This window comes from Amycolatopsis sp. FDAARGOS 1241 (genome assembly GCF_016889705.1).
In the GTDB taxonomy this organism is placed as follows: Bacteria; Actinomycetota; Actinomycetes; order Mycobacteriales; family Pseudonocardiaceae; genus Amycolatopsis.
In genome coordinates this window covers 1,040,166-1,067,038 of record NZ_CP069526.1, presented here as the reverse complement: position 1 = coordinate 1,067,038, position 26,873 = coordinate 1,040,166, and the positions used below count along the sequence as shown (strand labels likewise).

Genomic DNA, 26,873 nt, shown 5'->3' with positions numbered 1-26,873 from the left:
CAGCTCGCTCCTCCGTGTTGTCCCGAGGCCATGCTATGGATATTGTCAACAATCGACAACCGCTCACCGCGCACTCAAGCGCAACCTCACACCAGAACCAGGAGCGCCGCATGGCCCAGCTGTCCCCGCTGCTCAAGCAGGCAACTCCCGTCGTGGTCGACCACGGTGAGGGGGTGTACCTCTACGACGTCGACGGGAAACGTCACCTCGACTTCACCGCGGGGATCGGCGTGACGAGTACCGGCCACTGCCACCCGCGCGTCGTCGAGGCCGCGCGCGAGCAGATCGGCAAGCTCATCCACGGCCAGTACACGACCGTGATGCACAAGCCGCTGCTGGAGCTCACGAAGCGGCTCGGCGAGGTGCTGCCGACGGGTCTCGACTCGCTGTTCTACAGCAACTCCGGCAGCGAGGCGGTCGAGGCCGCGCTGCGGCTTTCGCGCCAGGCGACCAAGCGCCCCAACGTGATCGTGTTCCAGGGCGGCTTCCACGGCCGCACCGTCGCCGCCGCCACGATGACCACGTCGGGCACGCGGTTCAGCGCCGGCATCTCGCCGCTCATGGGCGGCGTGCACGTGGCGCCGTTCCCGTACGCCTACCACTACGGCTGGGACCAGGACACGGCCACGAAGTTCGCGCTGCGTGAGCTCGACTACCTGTTCCAGACGGTGTCCGCGCCGAACGAGACCGCCGCGTTCTTCGTCGAGCCGGTGCTCGGCGAGGGCGGTTACGTGCCGGCCAACAGCGAGTTCATGGCCGGGCTGCGCGAGCGCGCGGACCGCCACGGCATCGTGCTCGTGGTCGACGAGATCCAGGCCGGTTTCGGCCGCACGGGCAAGTTCTGGGGCCACGACCACTTCGGCATCACACCCGACGTGGTGCTCATCGCCAAGGGCCTCGCGAGCGGGTTCCCCCTGTCGGGTATCGCCGCTTCGCAGGAGCTGATGGCGAAGGCGTTCCCCGGTTCACAGGGCGGCACGTACGGCGGCAACGCGGTCTCGTGCGCCGCCGCGCTCGCGACGCTCGACGTGATCCGCGACGAGAACCTGGTCGAGAACGCCGCCGAGCGCGGCCGTCAGCTGCTCGAAGGCGCGCGGCTGATCGCGGACAAGACGCCGGCGATCGGCGACGTGCGCGGGCTCGGCCTCTTGGTGGGCACCGAGTTCACCACCGCCGACGGCGAGCCGGACGGTGCGACGGCCGCCGCGGCCCAGCAGACGGCGGCGAAGAACGGCCTGCTGCTGCTCACCTGCGGCGCTTACTCGAACGTGGTGCGGATGGTGCCGCCGCTCGTCGTGAACGCCGAGCAGGTCGACGACGCACTGAAGATCTGGGGCGACGTCGTCGCCTCCGTGACGGCGGGGAGCTGAGCCATGGCGCGCTACATCACGATCACGCTCGACAAACGCGGCGTCACCTGCCGCGCGCGACTGCTCGACGCCGAAGCGCCGCGCACCTGCCAGGCCGTGTGGGACGCGCTGCCGCAGAGCGGCTCGGCCTACCACGCCAAGTACGCGCGCAACGAGGTCTACACCCTCGTGCCGCCGTTCGCGAAGCCCAAGGTGGGCCGGGAGAACCCGACGATCACGCCGATCCCCGGCGACGTCGTGTACTTCGGGTTCGAGCCGTGGGAGATCGGCAACCCCGCGTACGGCTACGACGAAGGCAGCGAAGCCCACGCCGACCAGGGTGCCACGGACCTCGCGATCTTCTACGGCCGCAACAACCTCCTCATCAACGGCGACGCCGGCTGGGTGCCGGGCAACGTGTTCGCCACGATCGAGGAGGGGCTCGCGGAGATGGCCGAGGCCGCGCAGGACCTGTGGCTGCGCGGGGTCGAAGGCGAGACGCTCACGTACGCGCGAGCGGACTGAGTTTCCTCCTGCCCGAGGCGAAGGCCTCCGCGTCCGCTGTCCGCACGGCGTGGAGGCCTTCGCTGTCCCCCACCCCGGTCAGGTGGCGCCGTTGACGTAGTTCTCGTAGAGCGCCGTCCAGACGTCCAGGTCCGCGAGCTCGTCGGCGAGGCAACGGCCTTCGCGGGTCAGCGCGAACCGCGCGTCCGGCGCGGGGCGCTCGTCCCACGTGCCGACACGGGTGACGAGCCCTTCGGCGGCGAGCACCCGGAGTACGCGTGCGAGCCAGTGCCGCGACAGTCGAGTGCGCTTGCGCAGCTCGGTGAACTCGATCTCACCCTCAGTGAGCGCGTCGATGGTCTCGACGGCCTTCCGGTAGCCGGTCACGTGCAGCGGTGCGGGCACGGCACACCTCCTTCGCCGACGACGCTAAAGCGCGCTCACACAAGGGACTCCGGCCGTTGACGAAGTCCTGACGGCAGTGCCGCGGGCTTTGACACGACCTCGTCGTCACCCGGGCGTGTGAACCTGCGGGACTCACCATTAGTGGCAGGCCGATCATCGGTTCGGGTAGCGACGCCGCCCGGTTGCCGCAACAACGTTCTGCTACCCACCGTGATCACCTTCGCTCTGCGCTACTGACCGTCGCCGTCCGTCCACAATGGCACCCCGGCGCTGAACACGAAAGCCTTACATGTTTAGGCTGGGAAGATTCGTGATGTCCGCCCGGGCCGGCGATTCGTTTTTTGACAGCTCGCCAGGGCGGTGAAAATCTTCGATCGCTCCTCGCGAGAGCACAACTGAACACGAAATCAGAACAAGGAGCCCTCGATGCACACGTTCATCCAGCACTCGCACCACGGCCACGACCTGATCACGGGTCTGCTCGCTCACCTGGCGCACGTGCTCGGCTGGCTCGTCTGATCCGACGGCGGATTCGAACGACGGGGCCGGCCTGTTGGCGCGGGCCGGCCCCTCGGGTGGCAATCACGCACATCCGGGCTGCGCGCATTTTCCGGCGTGGTCAAGACACGTTTTTCCGGCTGTTTTCGGCGGCACGCGGGGCGTCGCTGAAAATGCCCCTCTTTCTTGCATACGGCGGCAATGCACCGCTGATCGCCCCCGCCACCACTCCGATCGGCGACCGCTGAGCGAACGGTCCTTTCGCGTCACCCTCGCCGAAACATGAAGATGTTTCATAGCGACCCTCCCGCCTGTCGTACTACGCTTCGGTAACCAGGCAAGGGCGCAGGAGGAGTGGCAGTAGATGAGTGACGTCGGCGCACGGCTCGCGGACATCGTCGGTGCGGAGAACCTGCTGGTCGGCGACGCGATCTCCGACGACTACGCCCACGACGAAGCGCTGAGCGTGCAGCAGCAGAAACCCGCGTACGTCGCGAAACCGCAGAACGCGGAGGAAGTTTCGGCACTGCTGAAGGCCGCGACGGAAGCCGGGGTCCCGGTGACGGCGCGCGGGTCCGGCACCGGGCTGTCCGCGGCGGCCCGGCCCGTCGAAGGCGGCCTGCTCGTGTCGTTCGAGCGGATGAACGCGGTGCTCGAGATCGACACCGTCAACCACGTCGCGGTCGTGCAGCCCGGTGTGACGCTGGCCGAGCTGGACCAGCGCACGGCCGAGGTGGACTTGACCTACCCCGTCTACCCGGGTGAGCTGAGCTCGAGCATCGGCGGCAACGTCGCCACCAACGCCGGCGGCATGCGGGCGATCAAGTACGGCGTCACGCGCAGCAACGTCGTCGGCCTGCAGGCCGTGCTGCCCACCGGCGAGATCATCCGCACGGGCGGGCGCACGTCCAAAGTGTCCACCGGCTACGACCTCACGCAGCTGATCATCGGCTCCGAAGGCACGCTCGCGCTCGCCACCGAGGTGATCGTGAAGCTGCACCCGCGGCTGCCGCACGGCGCCACCGTGCTCGCTCCGTTCGACGACTTCGACCAGGTTCTGGCAGCCGTCCCGAAGATCGTCGCGAGCGGGCTGACGCCCCACATCGTCGAGTACATCGACAACCTCACGATGGCCGCCATCGTCTACAATGAGAAGCTGGAACTCGGCGTCCCCGAGGCGATCCGCGACAAGGTGCAGGCATACCTGGTGGTGGCGCTGGAGAACCGCGTCGACCACCGGCTCCACGAAGACGTCGAGACGCTCGGTGAACTGCTGGGCGAACTCGGCGCGGTCGACGTGTATGTGCTCGAAGGCGGCTCCGCACGCAAACTCATCGAAGCGCGGGAAAAGGCGTTCTGGTCGGCGAAGTCGGCCGGTGCCGACGACGTGATCGACGTCGTCGTGCCACGCTCGGCGATGTCGGAGTTCCTCACCAAGGCGCGCGAGCTGGCGCAGGCCGCGGGCGGCGGCGCGATCGGCTGCGGCCACGCCGGAGACGGCAACGTGCACCTGGCGATCTTCTGCAAGGATCCCGAAACGCGCTCGAAGCTGCTCACCGAGATCTTCGCGCACGCGATGGACCTCGGTGGCGCGATCTCCGGCGAGCACGGCCTCGGCCGCACGAAGACCAAGTACCACAAGGAACTCGAAGACCCGGCGAAGCTGGCGCTGCTGCGCCGGATCAAGCAGGGCTTCGACCCCGCCGGCATCCTCAACCCCGGCGTACTCTTCGACTGAGACCTCGGGCCTCGACCAGAAAGTGAGCCACATGAACGGCGCCCAGTCCCTGATCCGCACCCTCGTCGACTCCGGGGTCGAGGTGTGCTTTTCGAACCCCGGCACCTCGGAGATGCACTTCGTCGCGGCGCTCGACTCCGTGCCGGAGATGCGGGGGGTGCTCGGGCTGTTCGAGGGCGTGGTGACCGGCGCGGCCGACGGTTACGCGCGCATCGCCGGCAAGCCCGCCGCGACGCTGCTGCACCTCGGCCCGGGGCTCGGCAACGGTCTCGCGAACCTGCACAACGCTCGGCGCGCGCACACGCCGATCGTGAACGTGATCGGCGACCACGCGACGTACCACAAGCAGTACGACGCCCCGCTGGAGTCGGACATCGAGGCCGTGGCGGGTTCCCTCGAAGGCTGGGTGCGCCGGTCCGGGCACACGAAGGACGTCGGCGCCGACGCGGCCGCGGCCGTCGCGGCATCGCTCGACGCGCCGGGCCGGGTGGCCACGCTGATCCTGCCCGCCGACGCGTCGTGGGGTGAGGGTGGCGAGACGTGCGCGCCGATCCCGCCGCGCCCGGCGCAGGGCGTCGACGCGACAACCGTGAAGGCCATCGCCGAGGTGCTGCGCAGCGGCGAACCGGTTGCGCTGCTGATCGGTGGCGCCGCCTGCCGAGAGGCCGGGTTGCTCGCCACGAGCCGGATCGCCGCGGCGACGGGCGCGAAGGCGCTCGTGGAGACGTTCCCGTCGCGGCTCGAGCGCGGTGCGGGCCTGCCGAACATCGAACGCCTCGGATACCTGTCGGAGCAGGCGATGTACCAGCTCGACGGTGTGAAGCACGTGATCGTGGCCGGCACGAGGGCGCCGGTGTCGTTCTTCGCCTATCCGGGCAAGGAGAGCGTGCTCGTGCCGGAAGGCGCGAAGGTGCACACGCTGGCCGAAGCCGGCCAGGATGTGGTGACCGCGCTGAGCGACGTCGCGAACTTGGTCGCCGGGGCCGTCGCACCGGTGCTGCAGGAGGCGTCGCGGCCGGCGCTGCCGAGCGGGCCGCTCACCGCGCAGAACTGGGTCGAGGTGATCGGCGCGCTGCTGCCCGAGCAGGCGATCATCGCCGACGAGGCCAACACGTCCGGCCTGCTGTTGCCCGGTGCGACGGCCGGTGCCCCGCGCCACGACGTCCTCACGCTCACCGGCGGCGCGATCGGCTACGGCATGCCGGTGGCCACAGGCGCCGCGATCGCCGCGCCGTCACGACCGGTGATCAACCTCCAGTCCGACGGCAGCGCGATGTACACGATCTCCGCGCTGTGGACGCAAGCGCGCGAGAACCTGAACGTCACCACGGTCATCCTCAACAACCACGCATACGCGATCCTGCGGATGGAGCTGCAGCGCGTGGGGGCGGCGTCGGGCGGGCCGAAGGCGAAGGATCTGCTCGACCTCGGCCGGCCGGACCTCGACTTCGTGAAGCTGGCCGAGGGCATGGGCGTGCCCGCCACCCGCGCGACCACGGCGGAGGAGCTGGCCGAGCAGTTCAGCCGGGCGCTGGCGGAGCCGGGCCCGCACCTGATCGACGCGGCGGTGCCGCCGCTGCTCTAGACCGCCGCGGGTTCCGGGGCAGCCGTCTTCGCGGGGACTCGGGGCACCAGGGCCGTGAGGCCCAGTCCGACGAGCGCGGCGACGGCCGCGACGGCGAACGTCGTGCGGAAGCCGGTGAGCGACGGCACGGTGAGCGCGCCGACGGTGATGGTCAGCTGGGCGAGCAGCGTGGCCATCACCGCGCTGGACGTCGAGGTGCCGACGGAGCGCATGAGCGAGTTGAGCCCGTTGGCGGAGGCCGTTTCCGTCACGGGTACCGAGCCCATGATCAGCGCCGGCATGGCCGCGTACGCGATGCCGACGCCCGCGCCGATGATCACGGACGCGGCGATCAGCTCGGCCACGTTGTCCATCAGCAGAATCGCGAAGACGTACCCGACGGCGATCACGATGGAGCCGGTCATCAGCGTGGTGCGGGCGCCGTAGCGGTTGGTGATCCGCGCGGAGACGGGTGAGAGGGCCATCATGACGAGGCCGTTGGGCGCGAGGCTGAGGCCCGCTTCGACCATGGTCTGGCCGAGCCCGTAGCCGGTGGCCGACGGCGCCTGCAGCAGCTGCGGGAACGACAAAGCCATGGCGTACATGGAAAAACCGACCAGGATCGACGCCAGGTTCGTGAACAGCACCGGCCGGCGCGCCGACACGCGCAGGTCCACGAGCGGGTCGCGGCGGCGCAGCTGGTACCAGCCCCAGGCCAGCAGCACGACCACGGCCGCGGCAGCGCAACCGAGCGTGGCGGGGCTGCCCCAGCCCCACTCGCCGCCCTTGACGATGGGGAGCAGCAGGCACGTGAGCCCCGCGACGAGTCCGAACGCGCCGGCGTAGTCGAACGGGGCAGGCGTGCGGAGCGGGGATTCGCCGACGTAGCGGAAGATCAAGGCCGCGCAGGCGATGCCGAGGGCGGCGGACCCCCAGAAGAGGACGTGCCAGTCGGCGTTTTCCGCGACCACGGCCGCGAGCGGCAGACCGATGGCCCCACCGACGCCGAGCGTCGCGCTCATGAGCGAGACGGCCCCGCTCACCCGCTCCGGTGGCAGCTCGTCACGCATGATGCTGATCCCCAGCGGGATCACACCCATCGCGCACCCCTGCAGACCACGGCCGACGACCATCAGGGCGAGGGAGCTGGTCAGCGCGGAGATGACCGAACCGGCGACGAGAACGGCCACGCTGGCGAGCAGGATGCGGCGCTTGCCGTACAGGTCCCCGAGCCGCCCCGCGACGGGCGTGATCACGGCGCCGGCGAGCAACGTGACGGTGACCACCCAGGACGCATCGGTGGCGGTGGCGTTGAGGAGCTGTGGGAACGCAGGGATGAGCGGCACCACCAGCGTCTGCATGAACGACGCGACCAAACCGCAGGAAGCGAGGACCACGACGATGGCCCGTCCACCTCTGTGAGTCACTCCGGCTCCCAGTTACTCGTACGTCATACCGGAAGGGACGGTACCGGGTGGAGGGATCAAGAGGGGAGGTTCGTGATTGATCAGACTTTGGGGACTGGGCTGAATGGAGCAGTCATTTTGGACAATGGGTTGGGTGGGGTCCGGGTCGGGGGTTGGATGGGAGTGCGTTTCGTTGCGCTGTGGTCATGATGTGGTCATGCGCGGGGTGAGTTGCGGGGTGGCGCGGGCCTGCGCAGGGGCGGGTTGCGGGGCGTTGTGGGGTGATGCGGGTTGTGTTGCGTTGTGGTTGGGATGCGGTCCTACGCGGGGGCGTGTTGCGTGGCGTATGCACCCCGGAGCGCGAGTGTGACTACGGCCGCTGACCCCGTGTCAAGGCGGGAAAGCGTGCCTTGACACGCGGTCGGCGGCCGTGTGGAGGCTTCGGATCGAGGTGCCGGGCGGGGGCTGGGCGCAGGACGCGTTGCTTAGTTTGGTGGCGGTGGCGTACGCGTGGTGCGACGCCGTTCGAGATGGCTGGCAGGGCGGGGCGCAATCTCGTTGCGTCGTTGAGCGGCGGTGGCGTACGCGTGGTGCGACGCCGTTCGAGATGGCTGGCAGGGCGGGGCGCAATCTCGTTGCGTCGTTGGGGGGCGGTTGCGTAGGTGGCGTTGTCGCCTTGGGGGTGTTTGTCAGAGCCAGGTCTTGACGCCGCCGTGGCCGGAGCAGGTGCCGGAGCGGTGTTGACTGTAGCTGTAGGAGCCGTCTTTGCAGATCGCCGTGGCGCCGGAGGAGTTGGTGGACGGGCGGTGGACGCAGACGCCTGAGGAGTTGCGGTAGTAGTCCGCGCCGCAGGCCGTCGAGGTGGGGTGCGGGGTGGCGGTGGTCGTTTTTGGTTGTGCCGTAGTCGTCTTCGGGGTGGTGGGCGATGGTGCGTCGGTCGTCGTCGCGGCCGGCGAAGTGGTCGGGGTGGTGGAGGCGGTTTCCGTTGCCGGGGTGGGGATCGGCGTCGAGAAAGACGTGGTGGGGGCGACCACGCCGCTGTTTCCCGTAGGTGCCGTGCCGACTCCGCAGCCGGCGACCAGTGCGCAGGCGGCCAGTGCCATTCCCAGTTTCCGCAACAACTCGGACCCTCCTCGGAAAAGATGGACGTGCGCCGCGTTGTCGAGGAACAGGCACGGATCGTTACACCCGTGAAGGATTTCGCAGAAGTGGGCCGAATTTGTTGCCGGGCCACGATTTCAGTCCCGGGCCGGCCACGAGTGCGTCGAAGGTGCGACGCCTCGCGTACTCGCGTTCAGCTGAGGCGGGTGGTGACCCGCTCGAACACCTCCTCGCGCAGTGCCACCGGATCGACGGCCATGATCCCGACCCGCGGGTCGACCGGTACCAAGAGGCCGTCTTTCGGCTCGGGGATGGGGCCGAGGTCGTGGATGGCGTCGTCGATCCAGGCCCAGGGGCGGCCGGCCGCGTGGGTGCGGATGGCGGTCAGCTTGCGGAACTGCACGGGCAGGAACGGCCACGGCTCGGTGGGCAGGTCGAGTGCCTCCTGCAACGCCGGGTGCGCGTTGTGGGACCACGAGCTCGCCCACACCACGTCGAACTCGGCGGCGAGGCGGTGGAGCACGTCGGCGGCGCCGACGGGGATCTTGATGGGGCGGGCCCAGCGGTGGCCGCAGGTGTGGACGACCGTTTCGACGACCGGGACGCACGGGTCGTCCAGGGCGAGGACGCCGTCCACCTCCAGAACTGCGATGGGACGCAACGAACAGACCTCCTACAGGTCGAGGACCAGCCGCGGCGAGGTGCACCGGGACACGCAGATGAACATCGTGTCGCCGGCCTGGCGCTCGGCGTCGGTGAGCACGGAGTCGCGGTGGTCGAGGGCGCCTTCCAGCACGGTGGTTTCGCAGGTGCCGCAGATGCCGTCCTGGCAGGAGTACAGCACTGGCAGCCCGGCGTCCTCCAGCGCGGACAGCACGCTCTGGTCCGGGCCGACCGTCGCCGTCACCCCCGAGCGGGCGCACACCACCTCGAACGCGTTGGCGGGCAACGAAGACTCGACGGGCTTGGCGGCGAACCGCTCCACCCGGAGCTGCCGGTCGTGCTCACGACACCGCTCCTCCACCGCCACCAGCAGTGGTTCCGGTCCGCAGCAATAAACCACAGTGTCCGATGTGGTCTCTTTCAGCGCTTCGTCGAGGTCCAGCAGGCCGAACTCGTCCTCCGGACGCACCGCCACCGCGGCGCCGAAGCGCGCGAGCGCGTCCAGGAAGGCCATCGACGTGCGCCGCCGGCCGCCGTACACGAGGCGCCACTGGGCGCGGCGCGCGGTGACGGCAGTGAGCATCGGCAGCACCGGCGTGATGCCGATCCCGCCCGCGATGAACACGTACGACGGTGCGTCGACGAGCTCGAAGTTGTTCACCGGCGCCGAAACCGGCACGAGGTCACCCGGTCGCAGTCGCGTGTGGACGAACTCCGAACCACCCCGCCCGGCCGGCTCGTGCAGCACCGCGATCTTCAACACCCGATCGTCCGCGGGGTCGCCGCAGAGCGAGTAGCTGCGCCGCAGGCCGCCGACTTCGACGTCCACGTGCGCGCCGGGCGTCCAGGCGGGCACGGGAGCGCCCGAAGGGTCGGCGAAGACGACCGACAGCACGCCGTCCGCCTCCCACGTCAGGCTCACCACCCGCAGGTCGGTCACCGCGAAGCCGCCGGCACGCCGTCGAAGTAGCTGCCCGCCAGCACGTGGTACGTCGTGGTCTCGCCCTCGCGCACGACGCCCACCGGGTCACCGCCGTCGGCGACCGCCTTGATCTGCTTGGCCATCATGCGCCGCAGCATCGCGACGCCCTGGTCGGTCGTGGTCAGGAACTCGCGCGAGTGCACGGCGGTCGGCCCCTGCGATTTCTGCGCCTCGTAGTCGCTCGGGTAGCGCTGGTGCTCCTCTTCGGTGAGCTCGTGCCAGTTCTTGCCGTCGCCGAGCTTCAGGCTCTCGGTCGCCAGGTAGTCGGGGTTCGTGGCGCGGAACAGGGTGAACACCTTGAAGTGGGTGTCGTCGAACGGCACCGCCCAGCCGACGATCGGCGTCGGCCCCACCACGGTCAGCCGCGGGCCGGGGATCAGGCGGATGTTGGGGAACACGACGTCGGTCAGGCGCGTGAGCACGCGGCCATCTGAGAAGTCGCGCATCGCCGTCACGCGGACGCCTTGCTCGGTGTAGGAGAACGTGCACTCGGGCAGCACGGCCATCTCCGGGATGAACTGGTTGCCCGAGAACCGCGCGTGCAGGATCGGGATGTGGAACTGGTCCATCACGTTTTCCCAGTGCTGCAGCCAGTTGAAGTCCACCTCCGCGGGGCCGCCGGCGCCGAAGCTCTTGTCGTCGGCGTACACGGCTTCGCCCTCGCCAAGGTTCTCCAGCACGTCGTAGACGGGGAACGCGGGCTTGCGGTCCGGCGGGCCGAGGTAGGCGAAGACCAGACCGTGGTACTCGCGAACCGGGTACCACGGCTGGCGCACGCGGTCGCGGTGGCGGCCCAGCTCCGGCTCGCACGGCTGCTCGAGGCAGCGGCCCTCGGTGTCGAAGACCCAGCCGTGGTAACAGCAGCGGATGCCGTCGTCCTCCACACCGCCGTAGAACAGCGACGCGCCGCGGTGGGCGCAGTCGGGCGCGAGCAGCCCGGCCGCGCCGCGGCGGGTGCGGAACAGGACGAGGTCCTCACCGAGGATCCGCAGGCGCTTCGGGGTCGTGGTGGCGTCGGTCGACAACGCGACGGGCTGCCAGTAGCGGCGCAGGACCTCGCCGTAGGGCGTGCCGGGCCCGACTTGGGTCAGCTCCAGCAGCGACTGGCCGGGCTTGCGTCCGTACGCGGTGCCGACGTCCATGGTTGCTCCTCGTTCGTGGTGGCGGTGTGATCACCATCCACGGAAGCGCCCGGCCCGCTCTACGGAGACTCCAATGATTGGAATCCGGGCTCACACAGGAGGACGGAAGGGCCACATCCGCGTCGGCGGTTCGGCCACGGTCGACCGCAACGCGCGCCCGATCCCGTGCGCCGCTGCGAGGAGGACGGGCACGAGCGCCATCGGCTGCGCGTCGTCGGCCGGCACCACGACCCCGATCGCGGCCACGACCTCACCCTCCCGCCCGGTGACAGGCACCGCGACGCTCACCGCGTTGGGGCTCACGAACCCGTCGCAGACGACGTAGCCGTGCTTCTTCGCGTACGCCCACAACCGCCGCAATTCCTCCGGCTCCGTGGGCGTTTTGTCGTTGAAGCGCGCGAGCGGTCCCGCGAGGACCTCGTCCTGCAGTTCCTTGCCCGCGTGCGCCAGCAGCACCGCACCGCCCGCCACCACGTGCGCCGGCACACGGCGCCCGGCGTGCAGGATCAGCTGCTTGAGGACCTTGCGCGCCTTCAGCCACTCGACGACGAGCACGTCCTTGCCTTCCAGCACGCTCAGCTGCGTGTGCTGCCGCGTCGCGACGTGCACGTCCTCCAGGTACGGCATCGCGGCTTCCCGCAGATCCAGTGCCCGCGCGCCCAGCGACGCCAGCTCCCACAGGTGCAGACCGATCCGGACGCGGTGCCGCTGCTCACGTTCCAGGAACCCGACGTCGAGCAGCTGCGCCACGAGCCGGTGCACCGTCGGCACCGGCAGGCCCGCCTTCCGCGCGATCTCGGCGACCGTGAGCACCCGGTGCTCGGCGTCGAACGCCTCCAGCACCCGCGCACCCCGGGCGAGCACCGACTCCCCGGTCGTCCAGCGCGCCACCGCACCTCCGGTTCCGGCCGCTCGATCGCCGCGGCCTGCGGCCACGTCGCTCGGGGCCGCCAACCTCATGATGACCGATTCCGGCGCCGTGGGGCGCGGCCCGCCTGGCGACCCGAGCCGACGAGCCGCGCGCGGACGGGGCGCACGGTACTGTGACGGCGGGCCGGGGACGGCCCGTAATCATCGGAGGCTACGGGGGCCAGGGCGTGGGGATTTTCGACAAGATCCGCGGCGAGTTCATCGACATCATCGAGTGGACCGACGACAGCCGGGACACGATCGTGTGGCGCTTCCCGCGCTACGAGAACGAGATCAAGATGGGTGCGAAGCTCACCGTCCGCGAATCGCAGGCCGCGGTCTTCGTCAACGAGGGCCAGGTCGCCGACGCCTACCCGCCGGGCATGTACACGCTGCAGACGCAGAACATGCCGATCATGTCCACCCTCAAGGGCTGGAAGTACGGGTTCAACTCGCCGTTCAAGGCCGAGGTCTACTTCGTCAACACCCGGCAGTTCACCGATCTCAAATGGGGCACGCAGAACCCGATCATCCTGCGCGACCCGGAGTTCGGCATGGTCCGGCTCCGCGCGTTCGGCGGGTACGCGGTGCGCGTTGTCGAGCCGGTCGCGCTGCTCAAGGAGCTCGCGGGCACCGACCCGCAGTTCCGCACCGAGGAGGTCTCCGAGTACCTCCGGCAGATGATCATCGGCAAGGTCGGCCCCGCCATCGCCGCGGCCAAAGTGCCGATGCTCGACCTGGTCACCCAGCAGGACCGGATCGGCGGCGCGATCGCCAGCGCGCTCAACCTCGAACTGCGCGCCAACGGCGTCGAGATCTCGAAGTTCATCATCGAGAACATCTCCGTCCCGCCCGAGGTCGAGGCCGCGATGGACAAGCGGACCCAGATGGGCGTGGTCGGCGATCTCGACCAGTACACGAAGTTCCAGTCCGCCAACGCGATCGAGGCGGCCGCGAACAACCAGGGCGGCGCGGGCGAAGGCCTGGGCATCGGCCTCGGCATGGCGCTCGGCCAGCGGGCCGCCGGGCCGCAGGGCGCGCCGCAGCAGTACCAGCAGCCCCAATACCAGCAGACCCAGTACCAGCAGCCGATGGCGCCGCAGTACCAGCCGCCGTCCGCGCCGACGCCGCAGGTCCCGCCGCCGCTGCCGCAGTCCGAGCAGTGGTTCATCGGGGCGAACGGTCAGCAGCTCGGTCCGTTCGACCGGGGCCAGCTCGGCCAGCAGATCTCCGCGGGCACGCTCACCCGGGAGACCCTCGTGTGGAAGTCCGGGATGCCGCAATGGACGCCGGCCGCGCAGGCGCCGGAGGTCTCGCCGCTGTTCGGCGCGACCCCGCCGCCGCTGCCGCCGCAGTCCTGAGCCGTCCTGACTCATCCAGCGGAGGGGAGCCGCCATGTCCAACCCGAACTATCCGCACCACGGCCCGATGCCGAGCGGACCCATGCCCAGCGGCCCCGTGCCGGGCGGACCCATGCCCGGTGGCACGTTGCCCGGCGGACCCATGCCCGGCGGGCCCGGCGGACCCATGCCGGGTGGCCCGACGCAGTCCAGCCCGCCGCCCGCTTTCGCGCCGGAGAACACGGCCGCGACCACCTACCCGTGCGGCGGCTGCGGCGCCCGCCTGGAGTTCGCGCCCGGGTCGACCTCGATGCAGTGTCCGTATTGCGGGTATCGCCAGGAGATCACGGCCGGCGACCGGCAGATCCACGAGATCGCGTTCGCCGACCTGACCAACCTGGCCCGCAAGCCGGTTGCCACGATCGGCCAGTACGTCTTCAAGTGCCAGCGCTGCGGCGCCACCACCGAGACGAACGAAACGGCCAGTCTGTGCCAATTCTGCGGCGCTCCTCTGGTGATCGACGCGAACGCGTCCGGGCAGCTCGTGCCCGAAGGCGTGCTGCCCTTCCAGTTCGGCAAGGGCGAGGTGAGCACGCACCTGAAGAAGTGGACGAACTCGCGCTGGTTCGCGCCGAACGCGCTGAAGAAGGTCGGCACGGCCGAGTCCACCAAGGCCACCTACATCCCGCACTGGACTTACGATGTGCAGACGGACACCGTCTACTCCGGACAGCGCGGGGAGCACTACTGGGTCACCGAGACCTACTACGACAACGGGCAGCGCAAAACCCGCCAGGTGCGGCGCACGCGCTGGTATCCGGCGGGCGGTCGGGTGGACCGCTTCTTCGACGACGTGCTGGTGCCGGGCAGTACCCAGCTGCCGCCGAAGGAGCTCGACCGGCTCGCCCCGTGGCCCCTGGAGCAGGCCGAGCCGTACCAGCCGCAGTTCCTCGCCGGGCATTTCGCGCTGCGCTACGACATCGAGGCCGAAACCGGCTTCGAGGAAGCGAAGCGCCGCATGGCGACGGTCATCGAGGACGACTGCCGCCACGACATCGGCGGTGACGAGCAGCGCGTGCAGTCGATGAACACGCAGCACCGCGACGTCACCTTCAAGCTGATGCTGCTCCCGGTCTGGGTCGCCACCTACGTCTACGGCGGCAAGAACTGGCGGATCCTCGTCAACGGCCGCACCGGCGAAGTCCAGGGCGAACGGCCCTACAGCAAGGTGAAGATCGCCATCGCGGCCGTCATCGCGCTGATCGTCCTCGCCGCGATCGTCTATTTCGTCGCGATCCGCGGCCACAGCACCGGCTCGTCGCATTCGGTGTCGACCAGCCACTCGACCAGCCACCACACCACGAGCACGCACCACCGTTGAGCCGGCCCGCCGTCTGTGCCCTCGCTGCGGCGGGGGTTCAGCCGGCGGGCCGCCCGTAGCTCGTACCGATCACCGGCCCCGCCCGGCCGCCGGCTCAGGAATCCGCCGGACACCACCGATCGGACGTCCGCCCCGCCGCCATCCCGCAGAAGCCGTGCAGTGCGCGGTCCACCTCGCCGCCTTCGACGCGCAACACCGAAATCGGCTTCGCTTCCGGGACGTGGCGCGCGATGTCGCCGCCGTAGTCGATGGTGCCGGTGACGCCTTCGATGTACTTGTTGGTCTGGCTTTCGTCCGGACGTGAGGTGTGGATGGCCGTGATCTCGCGCCACACCGCGCCCGGGGTGACCGGGATGTTCGCGGACGTCTCGCGCAGGTAGGCGGTGGCCGTGATCATCACCAGCGCCGCGTCATAGGACAGCGCGGCGTGACCGTCGTAGGAGCGGCCACGTTCGGTTTGCTCGAACGGGAACAGCGTGCGGTTGAGCGTGGTGTAGAAGTCACGCGCGAGGCCCTCCGGGGTGGTGGCCGGCTCACTCGCGAACGAGAGGTAGTAGTACGGCAGCGCACGGTTCTGCTCGCGCGCCACCTGGTCGGCGACGTAGCGCGACACGTCGTCGTCGCCGATGATCGTCGCGGTGCTGCCGCACTGGGCGGCGCCCGCCACGAAGTCGCCGAAGTCGGGCACGCCGCGGCCGGCGAAAACGACGAACCCCGGGTACGAGCACGTGTCCCGGCCCGCCGCCGCGGCGTTGCCCACGAGGCGTTCGCCGTAACGGTCGTGCGACGCGGTGCCGTGCGTCCCGCCGTCCGGCTCGAACGCGCGCCTCGACTGCGATCCCCTTGTCCCGGAACGACTTCAGGAGGTCGTCGCGCAGGTTGGTGCTGTAGGTGTCGGAGTCGTCGTCGGAGTAGTACACGCGCAGCGTGCGCGGGCCCGGCCGCTGCGCGACGAACGCCGCGGCGACGGCCGCCTCGCGCCGGTTCTGCGGCGCCACTTGGAAGTACACGGGGTTCTGGTCCGCGAGCCCGTCTGCCGACAGAGTCGACGCCACCACCGGCAGCCCGGCGTCGCCGAGCGCGCGGATCGTGTCCATGGTGGGCCGGCTGCTCATGTCCAGCCCGACCACACCGACGATGCTGCGGTCCTGCTCGGCCATCCGGCTCAGCTGCCGCGCGACCTCCGCACCGTGGAGCATGCCGAGCCCGCCGTTCGCGACGAGCACGCGCACGATCGGCTCGGCTGTGGCCGTCGCGGTGAGCTGCCGCAGCTGCGCCACCGCGACGCCCTCCAGCGACTCGCGTTCCGCGGTCAGGCCGTCGGCCGTGCCGTTGGCCGACGTGAGCGCCTCCAGGTCGACGAGCGTGACGTACGGCCGTTCCGGGTGCGCGGCGTGCAGCTCGGCCGCGCGCCGATTCTGGTTCGCGATCACCGCCGCGACCTGGCGGATCGTGTCGTCGACGGGCTGGAAGACCGTGACCGCACCGTCGGACACGCCGACGCACTCGGTGCCCGTCCACGTGAGCCACTCGCTCGACGTGCCGCAGTGGCTCGTGCGGAAGTCGTCGTACCGCACCGCGACGAACCCCGCGACGAGCAGCACCACCGCGGCCGGCACCCCGATGCGCATCCACCGCGTCGCCCACCACGGCGGCCGCGCCTGCCGGCGCCGCAGCACGTACGTGCCGCCGAGCGCCTGGAGGTCCTTGCGCGCTTCGGTCTGCTGTTCGGGCGAGCCCACGTGGTCGAGCCCGATCGGCAGGTACCAGGCCGAGTCCTTGCGCGCGCGGCGGTCGTTGAGCAGCGCGTGCTGCCAGGCCTGGTAGGCGCTGCCCGCCTTCACCGCCGTCCACTTGGGACGGTCCTTGCTCGGCTCCGCGTCGGGTGGCGGGGCGTCGCTCGCGCTGACCACCAGCAGTGGGTCGAACAAGCCCGTCTGGTTGCGGACGTTGTTGATCAACTTCAGCAACCGGTAGCCGCCGTTGGTAGTGGTGACGTGGTCGAGCAGCAGCACCGGGTACGTCATGCGGCGGCGGCGGAAGAACTGCATCCGGTAGCCGCGGCGAAGGTCTTCGAGGAACGCGTTGACCAGCAGCCGGCCGACGAATTCCGGAGACTCCTTCGTCCGCTCGGTCTCGGTGAGCCGCAGCGCGAACCGCACGAAGCTGCCCGACATCTCCGGCGCGAGGTGCGGCTGCTTCAGGAACCACCGGTACCGGCCCGACAGCAGCGGCACTCGCCCGGTGACGGCGAGCCGGAACGTCGCGATCGTCAGCAACCGCAACACCAGCAACGAGAACTTCCACGTGAAGTTGTCCGGCACCAGCTTCGTGCCAACGTCCTCGATCGCCGCGTCGAACCGCGCCGTCACCCCGTTCTGCCGCAACCGCCGCAGCAACATCCGCTCCGGCGGTGTCGGATCACTATCGGACAGCTTCTCGCCCATCAGCTGCACGACGAGCGTGAACAGCCCGAACCGCAGGCCGCTGCCGCGGGAGCGCGGGCTGCGCAGCAATTCCTTGCGCGCGTCCCACAGGATGTCCCGGATCGCCTCGACACTCCGCTCGGTCGCCGGCCCGTCGGTGTCCGTCGCGACGCGGTCACCGAGCGGGAGGTGGGCGTAGCGGACACCACCGCTGGGGCGGGCGCTGCGCAACCGCTTCGCGAGCTCCCCGAGCACCCCCTCGCACGAGTCCGACCGGACCAGGCACACCATGGGCAACCCCTTGCGCCCGGCGCGTTCCTGCTGGTAACCCGGCTCCCACTCGACGTTCGCCTGGTGCAGCGATCGGGGCAGATCCCCCATTCGCGGCCGCTGGTAGAGGGCGCCGATGAGCTTCACCAGCTTGTCGGACCCCGTGAAGGCGAGGGAGTCGTGCTGGTGCTCCTCGGTCGGTGTCGTGGTCTGGTCCATGAACCAGTTTCACATGCCGGCGGCGGGAGGGTCCCGGCATTTCTGCCGTCCCACCTGCGGATGCTCAGTCGGCGGGCCACTCGTACGACAGCTCGTACCGATCCGCGGCGAGGACCATGTCGTTCATTTCCAGCGGCGTGCCGTCGGTCCCGTAGGCCACCCGGGTGACGGTGATGACGGGGACACCATCGGCGAGCTGCAACAACGACGCTTCGTCGGGAGTCGGCATCCGCGCCCCCACGTGTTCGACGAACGAGCCGAGGGTGTGCCCAGCTTCTTCAAGTCGCGCGTAGGTGCCGCCGGGTCCGGTGTCCGGCTGTTCGATCGCCGTGCCTTGCGTCAACGCGCGAGGAAGTCGCGAGACGGCAAGCTGAACCGCCTGGTCATCGGCGCGCATGACCCGATCCCGAACGGTGACTTCGGCTGCCTCCGCGATCGCGAGCCGGTTCGCCACCCGGGAATCCGCCGCTTCGAACCTCACCTCGACCGTCGCCGACGGGGTGAAACCGCGCGCTGCAGCATCGGCGCGAAAAGCACCGCGGTCGGTTTGGCGCGCCGCGCGGGACAACCGGGTCGCAGCCATGCGCACCTGCACGATCGCCGGTGGCCGAACAAAGACGCCGCGGCCGTGTTCCGAAGTCACCAATCCCTCGGACCGCAGCATGTTCACGGCTTCGCGAACGGTCGGCCGCGACACGCTGTAGGTCTCGACCAGCTCGCGCTCACTCGGCAACTGCTCGCCCGGCGCGTAGTGGCCGACCGCGATCTTTTTGCGCAAGTCGCCGGCAACTTGCCGGAACGCAGGAATGCCACTTCGGCGGTTCACCATGCGATCATCCTTGCACTCATCAGCTTGTCTTGACCAGTCGGCCCACTTGTACAACCGTAGGTCATCAACTCTCCTGGCAAGTTGGTGGTAACGATGGACGCGCACGAAGCGCTGTCTGCTCAAGTGGAGATGGCCAGAACCCGCCTGGAGGAAGTCCGCGAAGCCCGCGGCTGGACCTTGGCCAACATCCAGGAGATGACCGGTATGCCCAGCCGGGTCACTGCAGCGCGCTGGTGGTACCGCGCGCCGCAGTCGCACGGGCTGCACGCGCTGGGCCGCTGCGCCCACGAGCTGGGCCACGCCATCCGCCTGCTGCTCGTCGAGGACGATCCCGACGCGCGGCACCGGCCGTGGCGCGACCGCATGCCGCACACCGACCACTGCCTCACGGCCGACCCGGACGCCGCGGCGAAGGCCGAACCGTGGCGGCTGCAAACCGAACTGCGCCAAGCCCGGATCGCCGCCGGGAAGAGCCGGGCCGACCTCGCCGCGGCGCTCGGCACGAGCGTCATCCACGTGTGGCGCCTGGAGCACAGCCCCTCGGTGCACGAGTCGGCATTGTGCGATTTCCTGATGTACGCCCGGCTTCTCAGCTACACCGTCCGCCTCGAACTGGCGCACGAAAAAGGCCCTTCCCGGCACAGGCCGGGAAGGGCCCCTCTCGCTCACTGCCTATTCGTAGATCTCGCCCTTGGCGGCCTTCGCCACCAGTGATTCCGGCGGCAGGAAGTGGTCGCCGTAGCGGGCGGCCAGTTCGCGGGATCGGTCGACGAAGCCCTGGAGGCCACCCTTGTACTGGTTGATGTACTGGATGACACCGCCGGTCCACGCCGGGAACCCGATGCCGAAGATCGAGCCGATGTTGGCGTCGGCGACGGACGTCAGCACGCCCTCGTCGAAGCACTTCACCGTTTCGAGCGCCTCGGCGAAGAGCATGCGCTCCTTGAGGTCCTCGAAGGGCACGTCGCCGGTGCCGGATTTGAAGGCGTCGCGCAGGCCGGGCCACAGGCCGGTGCGCTTGCCGTTCTCGTCGTACTCGTAGAAGCCCGCGCCGGTGCTGCGGCCCTTGCGGTCGTACTCGTCCAGCATGCGGTCGATGACGGCCTCGGACGCGTGCGGCGTCCAGGTGCCGCCCGCCGCCTCGACGGCCGCCTTCGTTTCGAGGCGGATCTTGCGCGGCAGCGTGAGCGTCAGCTCGTCCATCAGCTGCAGCGGCGGCGCGGGGTAGCCGGCCTGCGAACCCGCCTGCTCGATCGACGCCGGTTCGACGCCCTCGCCCAGCGCGGCGACGGCCTCGTTGATGAACGTGCCGATCACGCGCGAGGTGAAGAAGCCACGGCTGTCGTTGACGACGATCGGGGTCTTCTTGATCTGCAGCGTGTAGTCGAAGACCTTCGCCAGCGTCGCGGGCGACGTCTTCTCACCGCAGATGATCTCGACGAGCGGCATCTTGTCCACCGGCGAGAAGAAGTGGATCCCGATGAAGTCCTCCTGCCGCTTCACGCCCTCGGCGAGCGTGGTGATCGGCAGGGTCGAGGTGTTGGAGCCCAGCACCGCGTCGGAGTTCACGACGCCCTCGATTTCGCCGAACACCTTGTGCTTCAGCTCGACGCTCTCGAACACGGCCTCGATCACGAAGTCGACGCCCGCGAAGTCGGCCGCGTCCGCGGTCGGCTTGATGCGCGCTAGCAGCTCGTCGGACTTCTCCTTCGTGGTCTTGCCGCGGGAGAGAGCCTTCTCCTCGAGCTTGACCGCGTAGCCCTTGCCCTTGTCGGCAGCTTCCTGCGAGACGTCCTTGAGCACCACGTCGATACCGGCCTTCGCCGACACGTACGCGATCGCGGCGCCCATCATCCCGGCGCCGAGGACACCCACCTTGCGAGCGGTGTACTTCTCGAAGCCGTCGGGACGCGAGCCGCCCGAGTTGATCGTCTGCAGGTCGAAGAAGAACGCCTTGGTCATGTTCTTCGAGACCTGCCCGATGGCCAGGCTCACGAAGTACCGCGACTCGATCTTGATGGCCGTGTCGAAGTCGACCATCGCGCCCTCGATCGCCGCGGCCAGGATCGCGCGCGGCGCCGGCATCGGCGCGCCCTTGAGCTGCTTGCGCAGGTTCGCCGGGAACGCCGGCAGGTTCGCCGCGAAGCTCGGGTTCGACGGGGTGCCGCCCGGGATCTTGTAGCCCTTGACGTCCCACGGCTGCACGCCGCCCTCGGGGTTCGCCTTGATCCACGCCTTCGCGGCGGGCACGAGCTCCTCGACGGTGTCCACGACCTCGTGCACCAGGCCCAGCTCCAGCGCCTTGCGCGGCTTGTGGCGCTGGCCCTGCAGCAGCACGTTCAGCAGCGCGTTCTGGATCCCCAGCAGCCGCACGGTGCGCACGACACCGCCACCGCCGGGCAGCAGGCCCAGCGTGACCTCGGGCAGGCCGATCTGGCTGCCCTTCGCGTCGGCGGCGATGCGGTGGTGCGTGGCGAGCGCGATCTCGAGACCGCCGCCGAGTGCGGCGCCGTTGATGGCCGCGACCACGGGCTTGCCGAGCTGCTCGATGCGCCGCATCTGGCTCTTCATGAGCGCGCTGGACTCGCCGAACGCGGCGGCGTGCTCCGGCTTCGCCTGGATGAGGTCACGAAGGTCACCGCCGGCGAAGAAGGTCTTCTTGGCCGACGTGATCACGACACCGGTGATGTCGTCCTTCTCCGCCTCCAGCCGGTCGACGGTGACGCCGAGCGACTCGCGGAAGTCCGCGTTCATGGTGTTGGCGGACTGGTTCGGGTCGTCGAGCGTCAGCGTGACGATGCCGTCGGCGTCCTTCTCCCAGCGGATGGTCTTGCTCTCAGCCATTTCCGTCCTCACACCCGCTCGATGATGGTCGCGACGCCCATGCCGCCGCCGATGCACAGGGTCACCAGGGCGCGGCGCGCCTGGCGGCGTTCCAGCTCGTCGACCATGGTCCCGAGGATCATCGCGCCGGTGGCGCCGAGCGGGTGACCCATGGCGATCGCGCCGCCGTTGACGTTGACCTTCTCCTCCGGCAGGTTCAGGTCCTTCATCCACTTGAGCACGACGGACGCGAACGCCTCGTTGAGTTCCCACAGGTCGATGTCGTCCGGGGTCAGGCCCGCGGTCTTGAGCACCTTCTTGGTGGCCGGTGTCGGGCCGGTGAGCATGATCGTCGGCTCCGAGCCGATGGAGGCCGTGGCGACGATGCGCGCCCGCGGCGTGAGACCGAAGCGCTTGCCGACCTCTTCGCTGCCGACGAGCACGATGGCCGCGCCGTCGACGATGCCCGAGGAGTTGCCGCCCGTGTGGACGTGGTCGATCTTCTCGACCTGGTGGTACTTCTGCAGCGCCACCGCGTCGAAGCCGCCCATCTCGCCGATGGCGGTGAACGCCGGCTTGAGCTTCGCCAGGCCCTCGACGGTGGAGCCGGGGCGGCGGTGCTCGTCGTGGTCGAGGATCGTGACACCGTTGATGTCCTTCACCGGCACCACGGACTTCGCGAAGTAGCCACCGGCCCAGGCCGCCTCGGCCTTCTCCTGCGAACGGACCGCGAACCGGTCGACGTCCTCGCGGCTGAAGCCCTCCATCGTCGCGATCAGGTCGGCGCCGATGCCCTGCGGCACGATGTACTGGTCATACGCCGTGGTCGGGTCCATGAACAGCGCGCCGCCGTCGGAACCCATCGGCACGCGCGACATGGACTCCACGCCACCGGCGATGATCAGCTGGTCCCAGCCCGAGCGCACCTTCTGCGCCGCGACGTTGGTGGCCTCGAGGCCCGACGCGCAGAAGCGGTTGAGCTGCACACCCGCGACGGTCTCGGGCAGCCCGGCCACGAGGGCGGCCGTGCGCGCGATATCGGCCCCCTGCTCACCCACCGGGGACACGACGCCGAGCACCACGTCGTCGATCGCCTGCGGGTCGAGGTTCGGGTGGCGGACCTTGAGCTCTTCGATCAGCCCGACCACCAGGTCGAGCGGCTTGGTGCCGTGGAGGGCACCGCCCTTGTTCTTACCCCGAGGCGTGCGCATCGCCTCGTAGATGTAGGCCTCGCTACTCACTGAACACTCCTCCGCGCAGCGGCGTGGTTGGACACTTCGGTGTATCTCGCCGTCGATCGTACTGTCCGGCTGACGCTAATGCCCATTAACATAAGCCACCGGAACCCGATGGTGTCAATGGGTTGCCCGGGTTCCGAAAGGCGCTATCGTCGATTCACCATGAAGACTCCGGACCGCCCGTCGCGGCCGCGCGACCGCAGGGCCCAGCTCGCCGCGGTCGCCGCGGAGCTGTTCCGCGCCCGCGGCTTCCACGGGGTCGGCATCAACGACATCGCCGCCGCGGCGGGTGTCACGGGGCCCGCGCTGTACCGCCACTTCGCGGACAAGCAGGCGATCCTGGCCTACGTCGTGCTCGCCGGCATCGACGACATGGAGGCCGTGACCTCCGCGGCGCTGTCCGGTGCCCCCGACCAGCTGGACACCCTGCTCACGGGCCTCGCGACGCAAGCCGTCGAACGGCGTGAGATCGCGGCCCTGTGGCGGTGGGAAGGCCCGCACCTGCGTCGCGAGGAGCGGCGCGAGATCCGCCGCCGGTCCGGCGCGGTGCTGGACGCGTGGACGAAAGCGCTGCTGGCCGCTCGGACCGAGCTGGCTGCCGACGACGCCGAGTTCCTGTGCTGGGGCGCGCTGTCGGTGTTCGGCAGCGTGGCGGTGCACCACACGACCGTCGCGCGCCGCCGGTTCGTGCCCCTGCTCGTCGAACTGGCCTCGGCTGTGCTGGACACCACACTGCCGGGTTCGGTCTCGCCGGCGCCCGACATCCCGAACGGCCTCGGTACCCCGTCGCGCCGCGAGCAGATCCTCTCGGCCGCCACCGCCCTGTTCGGCGAACGCGGCTTCCACGCGGTGAGCATGGAGGACATCGGCGCGGCAGCGGGCATCGCCGGCCCCAGCGTCTACCGCCACTTCCCCAGCAAGGCGGCTCTGATGGCGGCCATCGGCCACCGCGCCGCGGACCGTCTGGCGCTGGCGGCCGAGCAGGCGCTGCGGGCACCCGACGAGCTGACCGCCTTGCGCCGGCTGTCGGCTTCGTACGTGCACACGTTGCTGCACACGCCGGAGCTCTTGGTCTCCTTCACGGCCGACCGGGTCACCATGCCGGACCGCGAAAAGGCCGACCTGCTGCGCGTGCAACGCGATTACGTGGCCCAGTGGGTGACGCTGCTGGCTGCGATCCTCCCGTCGCTGCCCGCGCGCGAGGCGAAGATCCGCGTTCACGCGGCGCTGACGATCGCGAACGACCTGACCCGGACGCGCCGCGTGAGCGGTCGGCCGAACCTGGAGGCGGAGCTGACGGCGTTGCTGCGGACGGTACTGGAGTGCGCCGTCCCGTGAACCGCTGAAAATCCGTCCTCGCCGAAATCGCTCCCGACCACCGTCCGGGCGTGCAAGCATTCCGCGTGCCCACCGGACGAAGGCTTCACCTGGTCACGACGGACGAGGACCACCGGGTCTCCACGCTCGAGCTGTTCTTCGATCTCGTGTTCGTCTACGCGATCACGCAGACGACCCAGCTGATGGCCGACCACCTGAGCCCGCTCGGCGTCGTCGAAGGGTTGCTGGTGCTGGCGGTCCTGTGGTGGTGCTGGTGCTGCTACGCGTGGCTCGGCACGACGATCCACGTGGACCACGGCATCGCGCGGCTGGCGATGTTCGCGGCGATGGCCGTGATGTTCCTGCTGTCGCTCACGGTCCCCGAAGCGTTCACGGACCGGCCGGGGGGGCTGGACGGGCCGGTGCTGTTCGTCGCGTGCTACAGCGTCGTGCGGGTCCTGCACGAGGTCGCGTACTTGGGCGCGGCGCGGCATGACCCGGAGCTGCGACGCGTGCTGCTGCGGATGCTGCGCGGGCTGGTGCCGAGCATCGCGCTGCTGGTCGTCGCGGCGTTCGTGCCGCAGCCGTGGCAGCTGATGCTGTGGGTGGTGGCCCTGGCGGTCGACTACGTGAACGTCTACTTCTCCGGCCCCGCAGGCTGGCGGCTCAACTCGCCCGGGCACTTCGCGGAGCGGTTCGGGCTGATCGTGATCATCGCGCTGGGCGAATCGATCGTGGCGATCGGGATCGGCATCGGGCCAGTGGCCATGACGTGGCTCATCGCCGGCTGCGCCATCTGCGGCATCGCGCTGGCCGCCGGTATGTGGTGGACGTACTTCGACGTCGTCGCGCGCGTCGCGGAGCACCGGCTCGCGGACGCGAAGGGGCTGGAGCGCACGAAGCTCGCGACGGACTCGTACACGTTCCTGCACCTGCCGCTCATCGCCGGCATCGTGCTGGTCGCGCTGGGACTGAAGAAGGCGTTCCTCTACCTGTCCGACACCGCTCACCACCCGCCGGGTGAAGCGCTGCACGGCGTGCCGATGTGGACGCTCACCGGCGGCCTCGCGCTGTACCTGGTGGCGCTGAGCTCCCTGCGCCGGCGCAACCTCGGCAGCTGGAACACGCAGCGGCTGGTGCTCGCCGCTGTGCTGCTGGCCCTGACACCGCTGCTGGAGCACGCGCCGGCCGCCGTGTCCGTGGTGGTGGCCGCGGTCGCGGTGCTGGGGCTGATCACGTTCGAACGGCTGCCGTGGGCGCGCCGGCAGGTGCACCTGGCGGCGCGGTGACGCACATCAGCCGGCGATTCCAGGCGCACCGGGCGGGCAGCCGGCTCGCCGCGGCCCCCGGGCACCGGACGCACCGCCACCCAGGGGCGACTGGCGATCTCCGCCGCACCGCGCTAACCTACTCGCCAGTAGGTAACGCGAGGGAGAGGCCACATGGCTGCGCCAAGGAAACGAGACGCGATGGGCTTCGGCCTGGCCGCGCTCACCCGGTTGGCCGGGAGCAGCGTGATCGACAAGGCCGGACTGCGCGGCCCCGTGCAGAACCTGGTCAAGGCGGGTACTCGCAGCGGTTTCCGTGCGGCGGGAGCGGCCACGCGGTCGTTCAAGTCCGCGCAGCGGCTCGGCAAGCCCGCGCGGCTCGCGCCGGCCGGCGACACCGGACTGTTCGACGTCACGCCCAGCGAGGACCAGCAGCTCATCACCGAGACGGTGACGGAATTCGCCGCCGAGCAGCTGCGTCCGGCGGCCGCAGATGCCGACGCCAAGCTCGCCGCGCCCGAAGGTCTGCTCAAACGGGCCGCGGAGCTGGGGATCACCCTCGTCGGCATCCCGGAGGAACTCGGCGGGGCGGGCACGGAGCGTTCGGTGGTCACCAACGCGCTCGTGGCCGAAGCCCTCGCCCACGGCGATCTGGGGCTGGCCGTCGCGGTGCTGGCGCCGTCCGCGGTCAGCACGGCGCTCGTGGCGTGGGGCGACGAGCAGCAGCAGGCCGACTACGTGCCCGCCTTCGCCGGCGAGCAGGTGCCGGCCGCGGCGCTGGCGCTGCTGGAGCGCACGCCGCTCGCCGACCCGTTCAAGCCCGCCACGAAGGCGAAGCGCACACCGAAGGGGTATCAGCTCGACGGCGTCAAGTCGCTGGTGCCGCGCGCGGCGCAGGCCGAGCTGTTCATCGTCTCGGCCGACCTCGAGGGCCGCGGGCCGGCGTTGTTCCTGGTGGAGTCGTCGGCGGTGGGGCTCTCGGTCGAGGCCGAGCCCGCGATGGGCCTGCGCGGCGCCGCGACCGGCAAGCTGCAGCTGGAGAAGGTCGCGCTGCCCGCGGGCGCGCTGCTCGGCGGCGGCAAGGCCGACGTGTTCACCGAGGTCGTGCGCCTGTCCCGGCTGGGCTGGGCCGCGCTGGCGGCGGGGACGGCGAAGGCCGTGCTCGACTACGTGGTGCCGTACGTGAACGGACGCACCGCGTTCGGCGAGCCGATCAGCCACCGGCAGGCGGTGGCGTTCTCCGTCGCCGACATCGCGATCGAACTGGAGGGCCTGCGCCTGGTGATGCTGCGCGCGGCCGCACGCGCCGAGCAGGGCAAGGAGTACGCGCGGGAGGCCGCACTGGCGCGCCGGCTGGCCGTCGACAAGGGCATGCAAATCGGCAACGCCGGGGTGCAGCTGCTCGGTGGGCACGGCTTCGTGAAGGAGCACCCGGTGGAGCGCTGGTACCGCGACCTGCGGGCGATCGGCGTGATGGAAGGCGCCGTCCTCCTCTAGAAAG

General features: G+C 69.9%; 22 protein-coding genes. 10 read left to right on the top strand and 12 right to left on the bottom strand.

The genetic code is table 11. From position 1 onward, the window contains the following. The first annotated feature begins 110 nt into the window (after positions 1-110). Positions 111-1,370, top strand: a complete 1,260-nt coding sequence (locus I6J71_RS05080; protein WP_204093654.1) for an aspartate aminotransferase family protein — start codon at positions 111-113, stop codon at positions 1,368-1,370. A 3-nt stretch (positions 1,371-1,373) separates the two neighbouring features. Continuing rightward, positions 1,374-1,874: a DUF3830 family protein gene (locus I6J71_RS05075; RefSeq protein WP_204093653.1), complete on the top strand. Its 501-nt coding sequence runs from the start codon at positions 1,374-1,376 to the stop codon at positions 1,872-1,874. 78 nt (positions 1,875-1,952) lie between these two features. On the opposite strand, the gene I6J71_RS05070 is transcribed toward I6J71_RS05075, so the two are convergent. Continuing rightward, positions 1,953-2,258: a winged helix-turn-helix transcriptional regulator gene (locus I6J71_RS05070; RefSeq protein WP_204093652.1), complete on the bottom strand. Its 306-nt coding sequence runs from the start codon at positions 2,256-2,258 to the stop codon at positions 1,953-1,955. 862 nt (positions 2,259-3,120) lie between these two features. Here I6J71_RS05070 and I6J71_RS05065 point away from each other — a divergent pair. Both I6J71_RS05065 and I6J71_RS05060 read left to right on the top strand, forming a co-directional pair. Then, a complete protein-coding gene (locus tag I6J71_RS05065) occupies positions 3,121-4,494 on the top strand; it encodes an FAD-binding oxidoreductase (protein ID WP_204093651.1) in 1,374 nt (457 codons plus the stop codon). Between the two features lie 31 nt (positions 4,495-4,525). Next, positions 4,526-6,079 carry an acetolactate synthase large subunit gene (locus I6J71_RS05060; RefSeq protein ID WP_204093650.1) on the top strand — a complete coding sequence of 518 codons (1,554 nt, stop codon included), beginning with the start codon at positions 4,526-4,528 and terminating at the stop codon, positions 6,077-6,079. On the opposite strand, the gene I6J71_RS05055 is transcribed toward I6J71_RS05060, so the two are convergent. The 6 genes from I6J71_RS05055 to I6J71_RS05030 all read right to left on the bottom strand — a co-directional run bounded on the left by I6J71_RS05055 (position 6,076) and on the right by I6J71_RS05030 (position 12,243). Beyond that, the gene (locus I6J71_RS05055) at positions 6,076-7,419 is read right to left on the bottom strand and encodes an MFS transporter (RefSeq protein WP_239155270.1); all 1,344 of its coding nucleotides are present in this window, start codon (positions 7,417-7,419) and stop codon (positions 6,076-6,078) included. The two genes, I6J71_RS05060 and I6J71_RS05055, sit on opposite strands and share 4 nt — an antisense overlap. Positions 7,420-8,153: 734 nt before the next feature. Then, positions 8,154-8,585, bottom strand: coding sequence for a DUF3761 domain-containing protein (locus I6J71_RS05050; RefSeq protein ID WP_370542083.1), 432 nt, complete (start codon positions 8,583-8,585; stop codon positions 8,154-8,156). A 173-nt stretch (positions 8,586-8,758) separates the two neighbouring features. Next, positions 8,759-9,226, bottom strand: a complete 468-nt coding sequence (locus I6J71_RS05045; RefSeq protein ID WP_204093649.1) for a hypothetical protein — start codon at positions 9,224-9,226, stop codon at positions 8,759-8,761. A 12-nt stretch (positions 9,227-9,238) separates the two neighbouring features. After that, on the bottom strand, positions 9,239-10,168 hold the full coding sequence (locus I6J71_RS05040; protein ID WP_204093648.1) for a PDR/VanB family oxidoreductase: 930 nt from the start codon (positions 10,166-10,168) through the stop codon (positions 9,239-9,241). After that, positions 10,165-11,352 carry a Rieske 2Fe-2S domain-containing protein gene (locus I6J71_RS05035; protein WP_204093647.1) on the bottom strand — a complete coding sequence of 396 codons (1,188 nt, stop codon included), beginning with the start codon at positions 11,350-11,352 and terminating at the stop codon, positions 10,165-10,167. Before I6J71_RS05035 ends, I6J71_RS05040 begins: the two co-directional genes overlap by 4 nt. Before the next feature lie 90 nt (positions 11,353-11,442). Next, on the bottom strand, positions 11,443-12,243 hold the full coding sequence (locus tag I6J71_RS05030; RefSeq protein WP_204093646.1) for an IclR family transcriptional regulator: 801 nt from the start codon (positions 12,241-12,243) through the stop codon (positions 11,443-11,445). Between the two features lie 206 nt (positions 12,244-12,449). Between I6J71_RS05030 and I6J71_RS05025 the strand changes: the two genes are divergently transcribed. Then, positions 12,450-13,622, top strand: coding sequence for an SPFH domain-containing protein (locus I6J71_RS05025; RefSeq protein ID WP_204093645.1), 1,173 nt, complete (start codon positions 12,450-12,452; stop codon positions 13,620-13,622). 34 nt (positions 13,623-13,656) lie between these two features. Then, the gene (locus I6J71_RS05020) at positions 13,657-14,982 is read left to right on the top strand and encodes a hypothetical protein (protein WP_239154439.1); all 1,326 of its coding nucleotides are present in this window, start codon (positions 13,657-13,659) and stop codon (positions 14,980-14,982) included. Positions 14,983-15,076: 94 nt separating this feature from the next. Here the strand turns inward: I6J71_RS05020 and I6J71_RS47635 are convergent, their stop codons facing one another. From I6J71_RS47635 to I6J71_RS05010, 3 genes are all read right to left on the bottom strand, one after another. Beyond that, positions 15,077-15,595, bottom strand: coding sequence for a hypothetical protein (locus I6J71_RS47635; RefSeq protein WP_239154438.1), 519 nt, complete (start codon positions 15,593-15,595; stop codon positions 15,077-15,079). Further along, positions 15,516-17,897: a hypothetical protein gene (locus tag I6J71_RS05015; protein WP_239154437.1), complete on the bottom strand. Its 2,382-nt coding sequence runs from the start codon at positions 17,895-17,897 to the stop codon at positions 15,516-15,518. Before I6J71_RS05015 ends, I6J71_RS47635 begins: the two co-directional genes overlap by 80 nt. A 64-nt stretch (positions 17,898-17,961) precedes the next feature. Beyond that, on the bottom strand, positions 17,962-18,726 hold the full coding sequence (locus I6J71_RS05010) for a GntR family transcriptional regulator (protein ID WP_204093644.1): 765 nt from the start codon (positions 18,724-18,726) through the stop codon (positions 17,962-17,964). A 93-nt stretch (positions 18,727-18,819) separates the two neighbouring features. Here I6J71_RS05010 and I6J71_RS05005 point away from each other — a divergent pair, with 93 nt between their 5' ends. Next, a complete protein-coding gene (locus I6J71_RS05005; protein WP_204093643.1) occupies positions 18,820-19,440 on the top strand; it encodes a helix-turn-helix transcriptional regulator in 621 nt (206 codons plus the stop codon). Here I6J71_RS05005 and I6J71_RS05000 read toward each other — a convergent pair. Together I6J71_RS05000 and I6J71_RS04995 are read right to left on the bottom strand one after the other, a co-directional pair. After that, positions 19,399-21,570: a 3-hydroxyacyl-CoA dehydrogenase NAD-binding domain-containing protein gene (locus I6J71_RS05000; RefSeq protein ID WP_204093642.1), complete on the bottom strand. Its 2,172-nt coding sequence runs from the start codon at positions 21,568-21,570 to the stop codon at positions 19,399-19,401. The genes I6J71_RS05005 and I6J71_RS05000 overlap by 42 nt on opposite strands. 8 nt (positions 21,571-21,578) lie before the next feature. Then, positions 21,579-22,790 carry an acetyl-CoA C-acetyltransferase gene (locus I6J71_RS04995; RefSeq protein WP_204093641.1) on the bottom strand — a complete coding sequence of 404 codons (1,212 nt, stop codon included), beginning with the start codon at positions 22,788-22,790 and terminating at the stop codon, positions 21,579-21,581. A gap of 159 nt (positions 22,791-22,949) precedes the next feature. Between I6J71_RS04995 and I6J71_RS04990 the strand changes: the two genes are divergently transcribed. From I6J71_RS04990 to I6J71_RS04980, 3 genes are all read left to right on the top strand, one after another. After that, positions 22,950-24,125 carry a TetR/AcrR family transcriptional regulator gene (locus I6J71_RS04990; protein WP_204093640.1) on the top strand — a complete coding sequence of 392 codons (1,176 nt, stop codon included), beginning with the start codon at positions 22,950-22,952 and terminating at the stop codon, positions 24,123-24,125. A 65-nt stretch (positions 24,126-24,190) separates the two neighbouring features. Next, positions 24,191-25,393 carry a low temperature requirement protein A gene (locus tag I6J71_RS04985; RefSeq protein WP_204096881.1) on the top strand — a complete coding sequence of 401 codons (1,203 nt, stop codon included), beginning with the start codon at positions 24,191-24,193 and terminating at the stop codon, positions 25,391-25,393. 180 nt (positions 25,394-25,573) lie between these two features. Then, positions 25,574-26,869, top strand: a complete 1,296-nt coding sequence (locus I6J71_RS04980; protein WP_204096880.1) for an acyl-CoA dehydrogenase family protein — start codon at positions 25,574-25,576, stop codon at positions 26,867-26,869. Positions 26,870-26,873 lie beyond the last annotated feature (4 nt).

Coding starts and splice junctions, on each gene's coding strand:
- I6J71_RS04990 (WP_204093640.1), top strand. CDS start 22,950: ATGAAGACTCCGGACCGCCCGTCGCGGCCGCGCGACCGCAGGGCCCAG.
- I6J71_RS05005 (WP_204093643.1), top strand. CDS start 18,820: ATGGACGCGCACGAAGCGCTGTCTGCTCAAGTGGAGATGGCCAGAACC.
- I6J71_RS05020 (WP_239154439.1), top strand. CDS start 13,657: ATGTCCAACCCGAACTATCCGCACCACGGCCCGATGCCGAGCGGACCC.
- I6J71_RS05010 (WP_204093644.1), bottom strand. CDS start 18,726: ATGGTGAACCGCCGAAGTGGCATTCCTGCGTTCCGGCAAGTTGCCGGC.
- I6J71_RS05055 (WP_239155270.1), bottom strand. CDS start 7,419: ATGCAGACGCTGGTGGTGCCGCTCATCCCTGCGTTCCCACAGCTCCTC.
- I6J71_RS05035 (WP_204093647.1), bottom strand. CDS start 11,352: ATGGACGTCGGCACCGCGTACGGACGCAAGCCCGGCCAGTCGCTGCTG.
- I6J71_RS05080 (WP_204093654.1), top strand. CDS start 111: ATGGCCCAGCTGTCCCCGCTGCTCAAGCAGGCAACTCCCGTCGTGGTC.
- I6J71_RS05060 (WP_204093650.1), top strand. CDS start 4,526: ATGAACGGCGCCCAGTCCCTGATCCGCACCCTCGTCGACTCCGGGGTC.
- I6J71_RS05015 (WP_239154437.1), bottom strand. CDS start 17,897: ATGGACCAGACCACGACACCGACCGAGGAGCACCAGCACGACTCCCTC.
- I6J71_RS04980 (WP_204096880.1), top strand. CDS start 25,574: ATGGGCTTCGGCCTGGCCGCGCTCACCCGGTTGGCCGGGAGCAGCGTG.
- I6J71_RS05065 (WP_204093651.1), top strand. CDS start 3,121: ATGAGTGACGTCGGCGCACGGCTCGCGGACATCGTCGGTGCGGAGAAC.
- I6J71_RS05000 (WP_204093642.1), bottom strand. CDS start 21,570: ATGGCTGAGAGCAAGACCATCCGCTGGGAGAAGGACGCCGACGGCATC.
- I6J71_RS05075 (WP_204093653.1), top strand. CDS start 1,374: ATGGCGCGCTACATCACGATCACGCTCGACAAACGCGGCGTCACCTGC.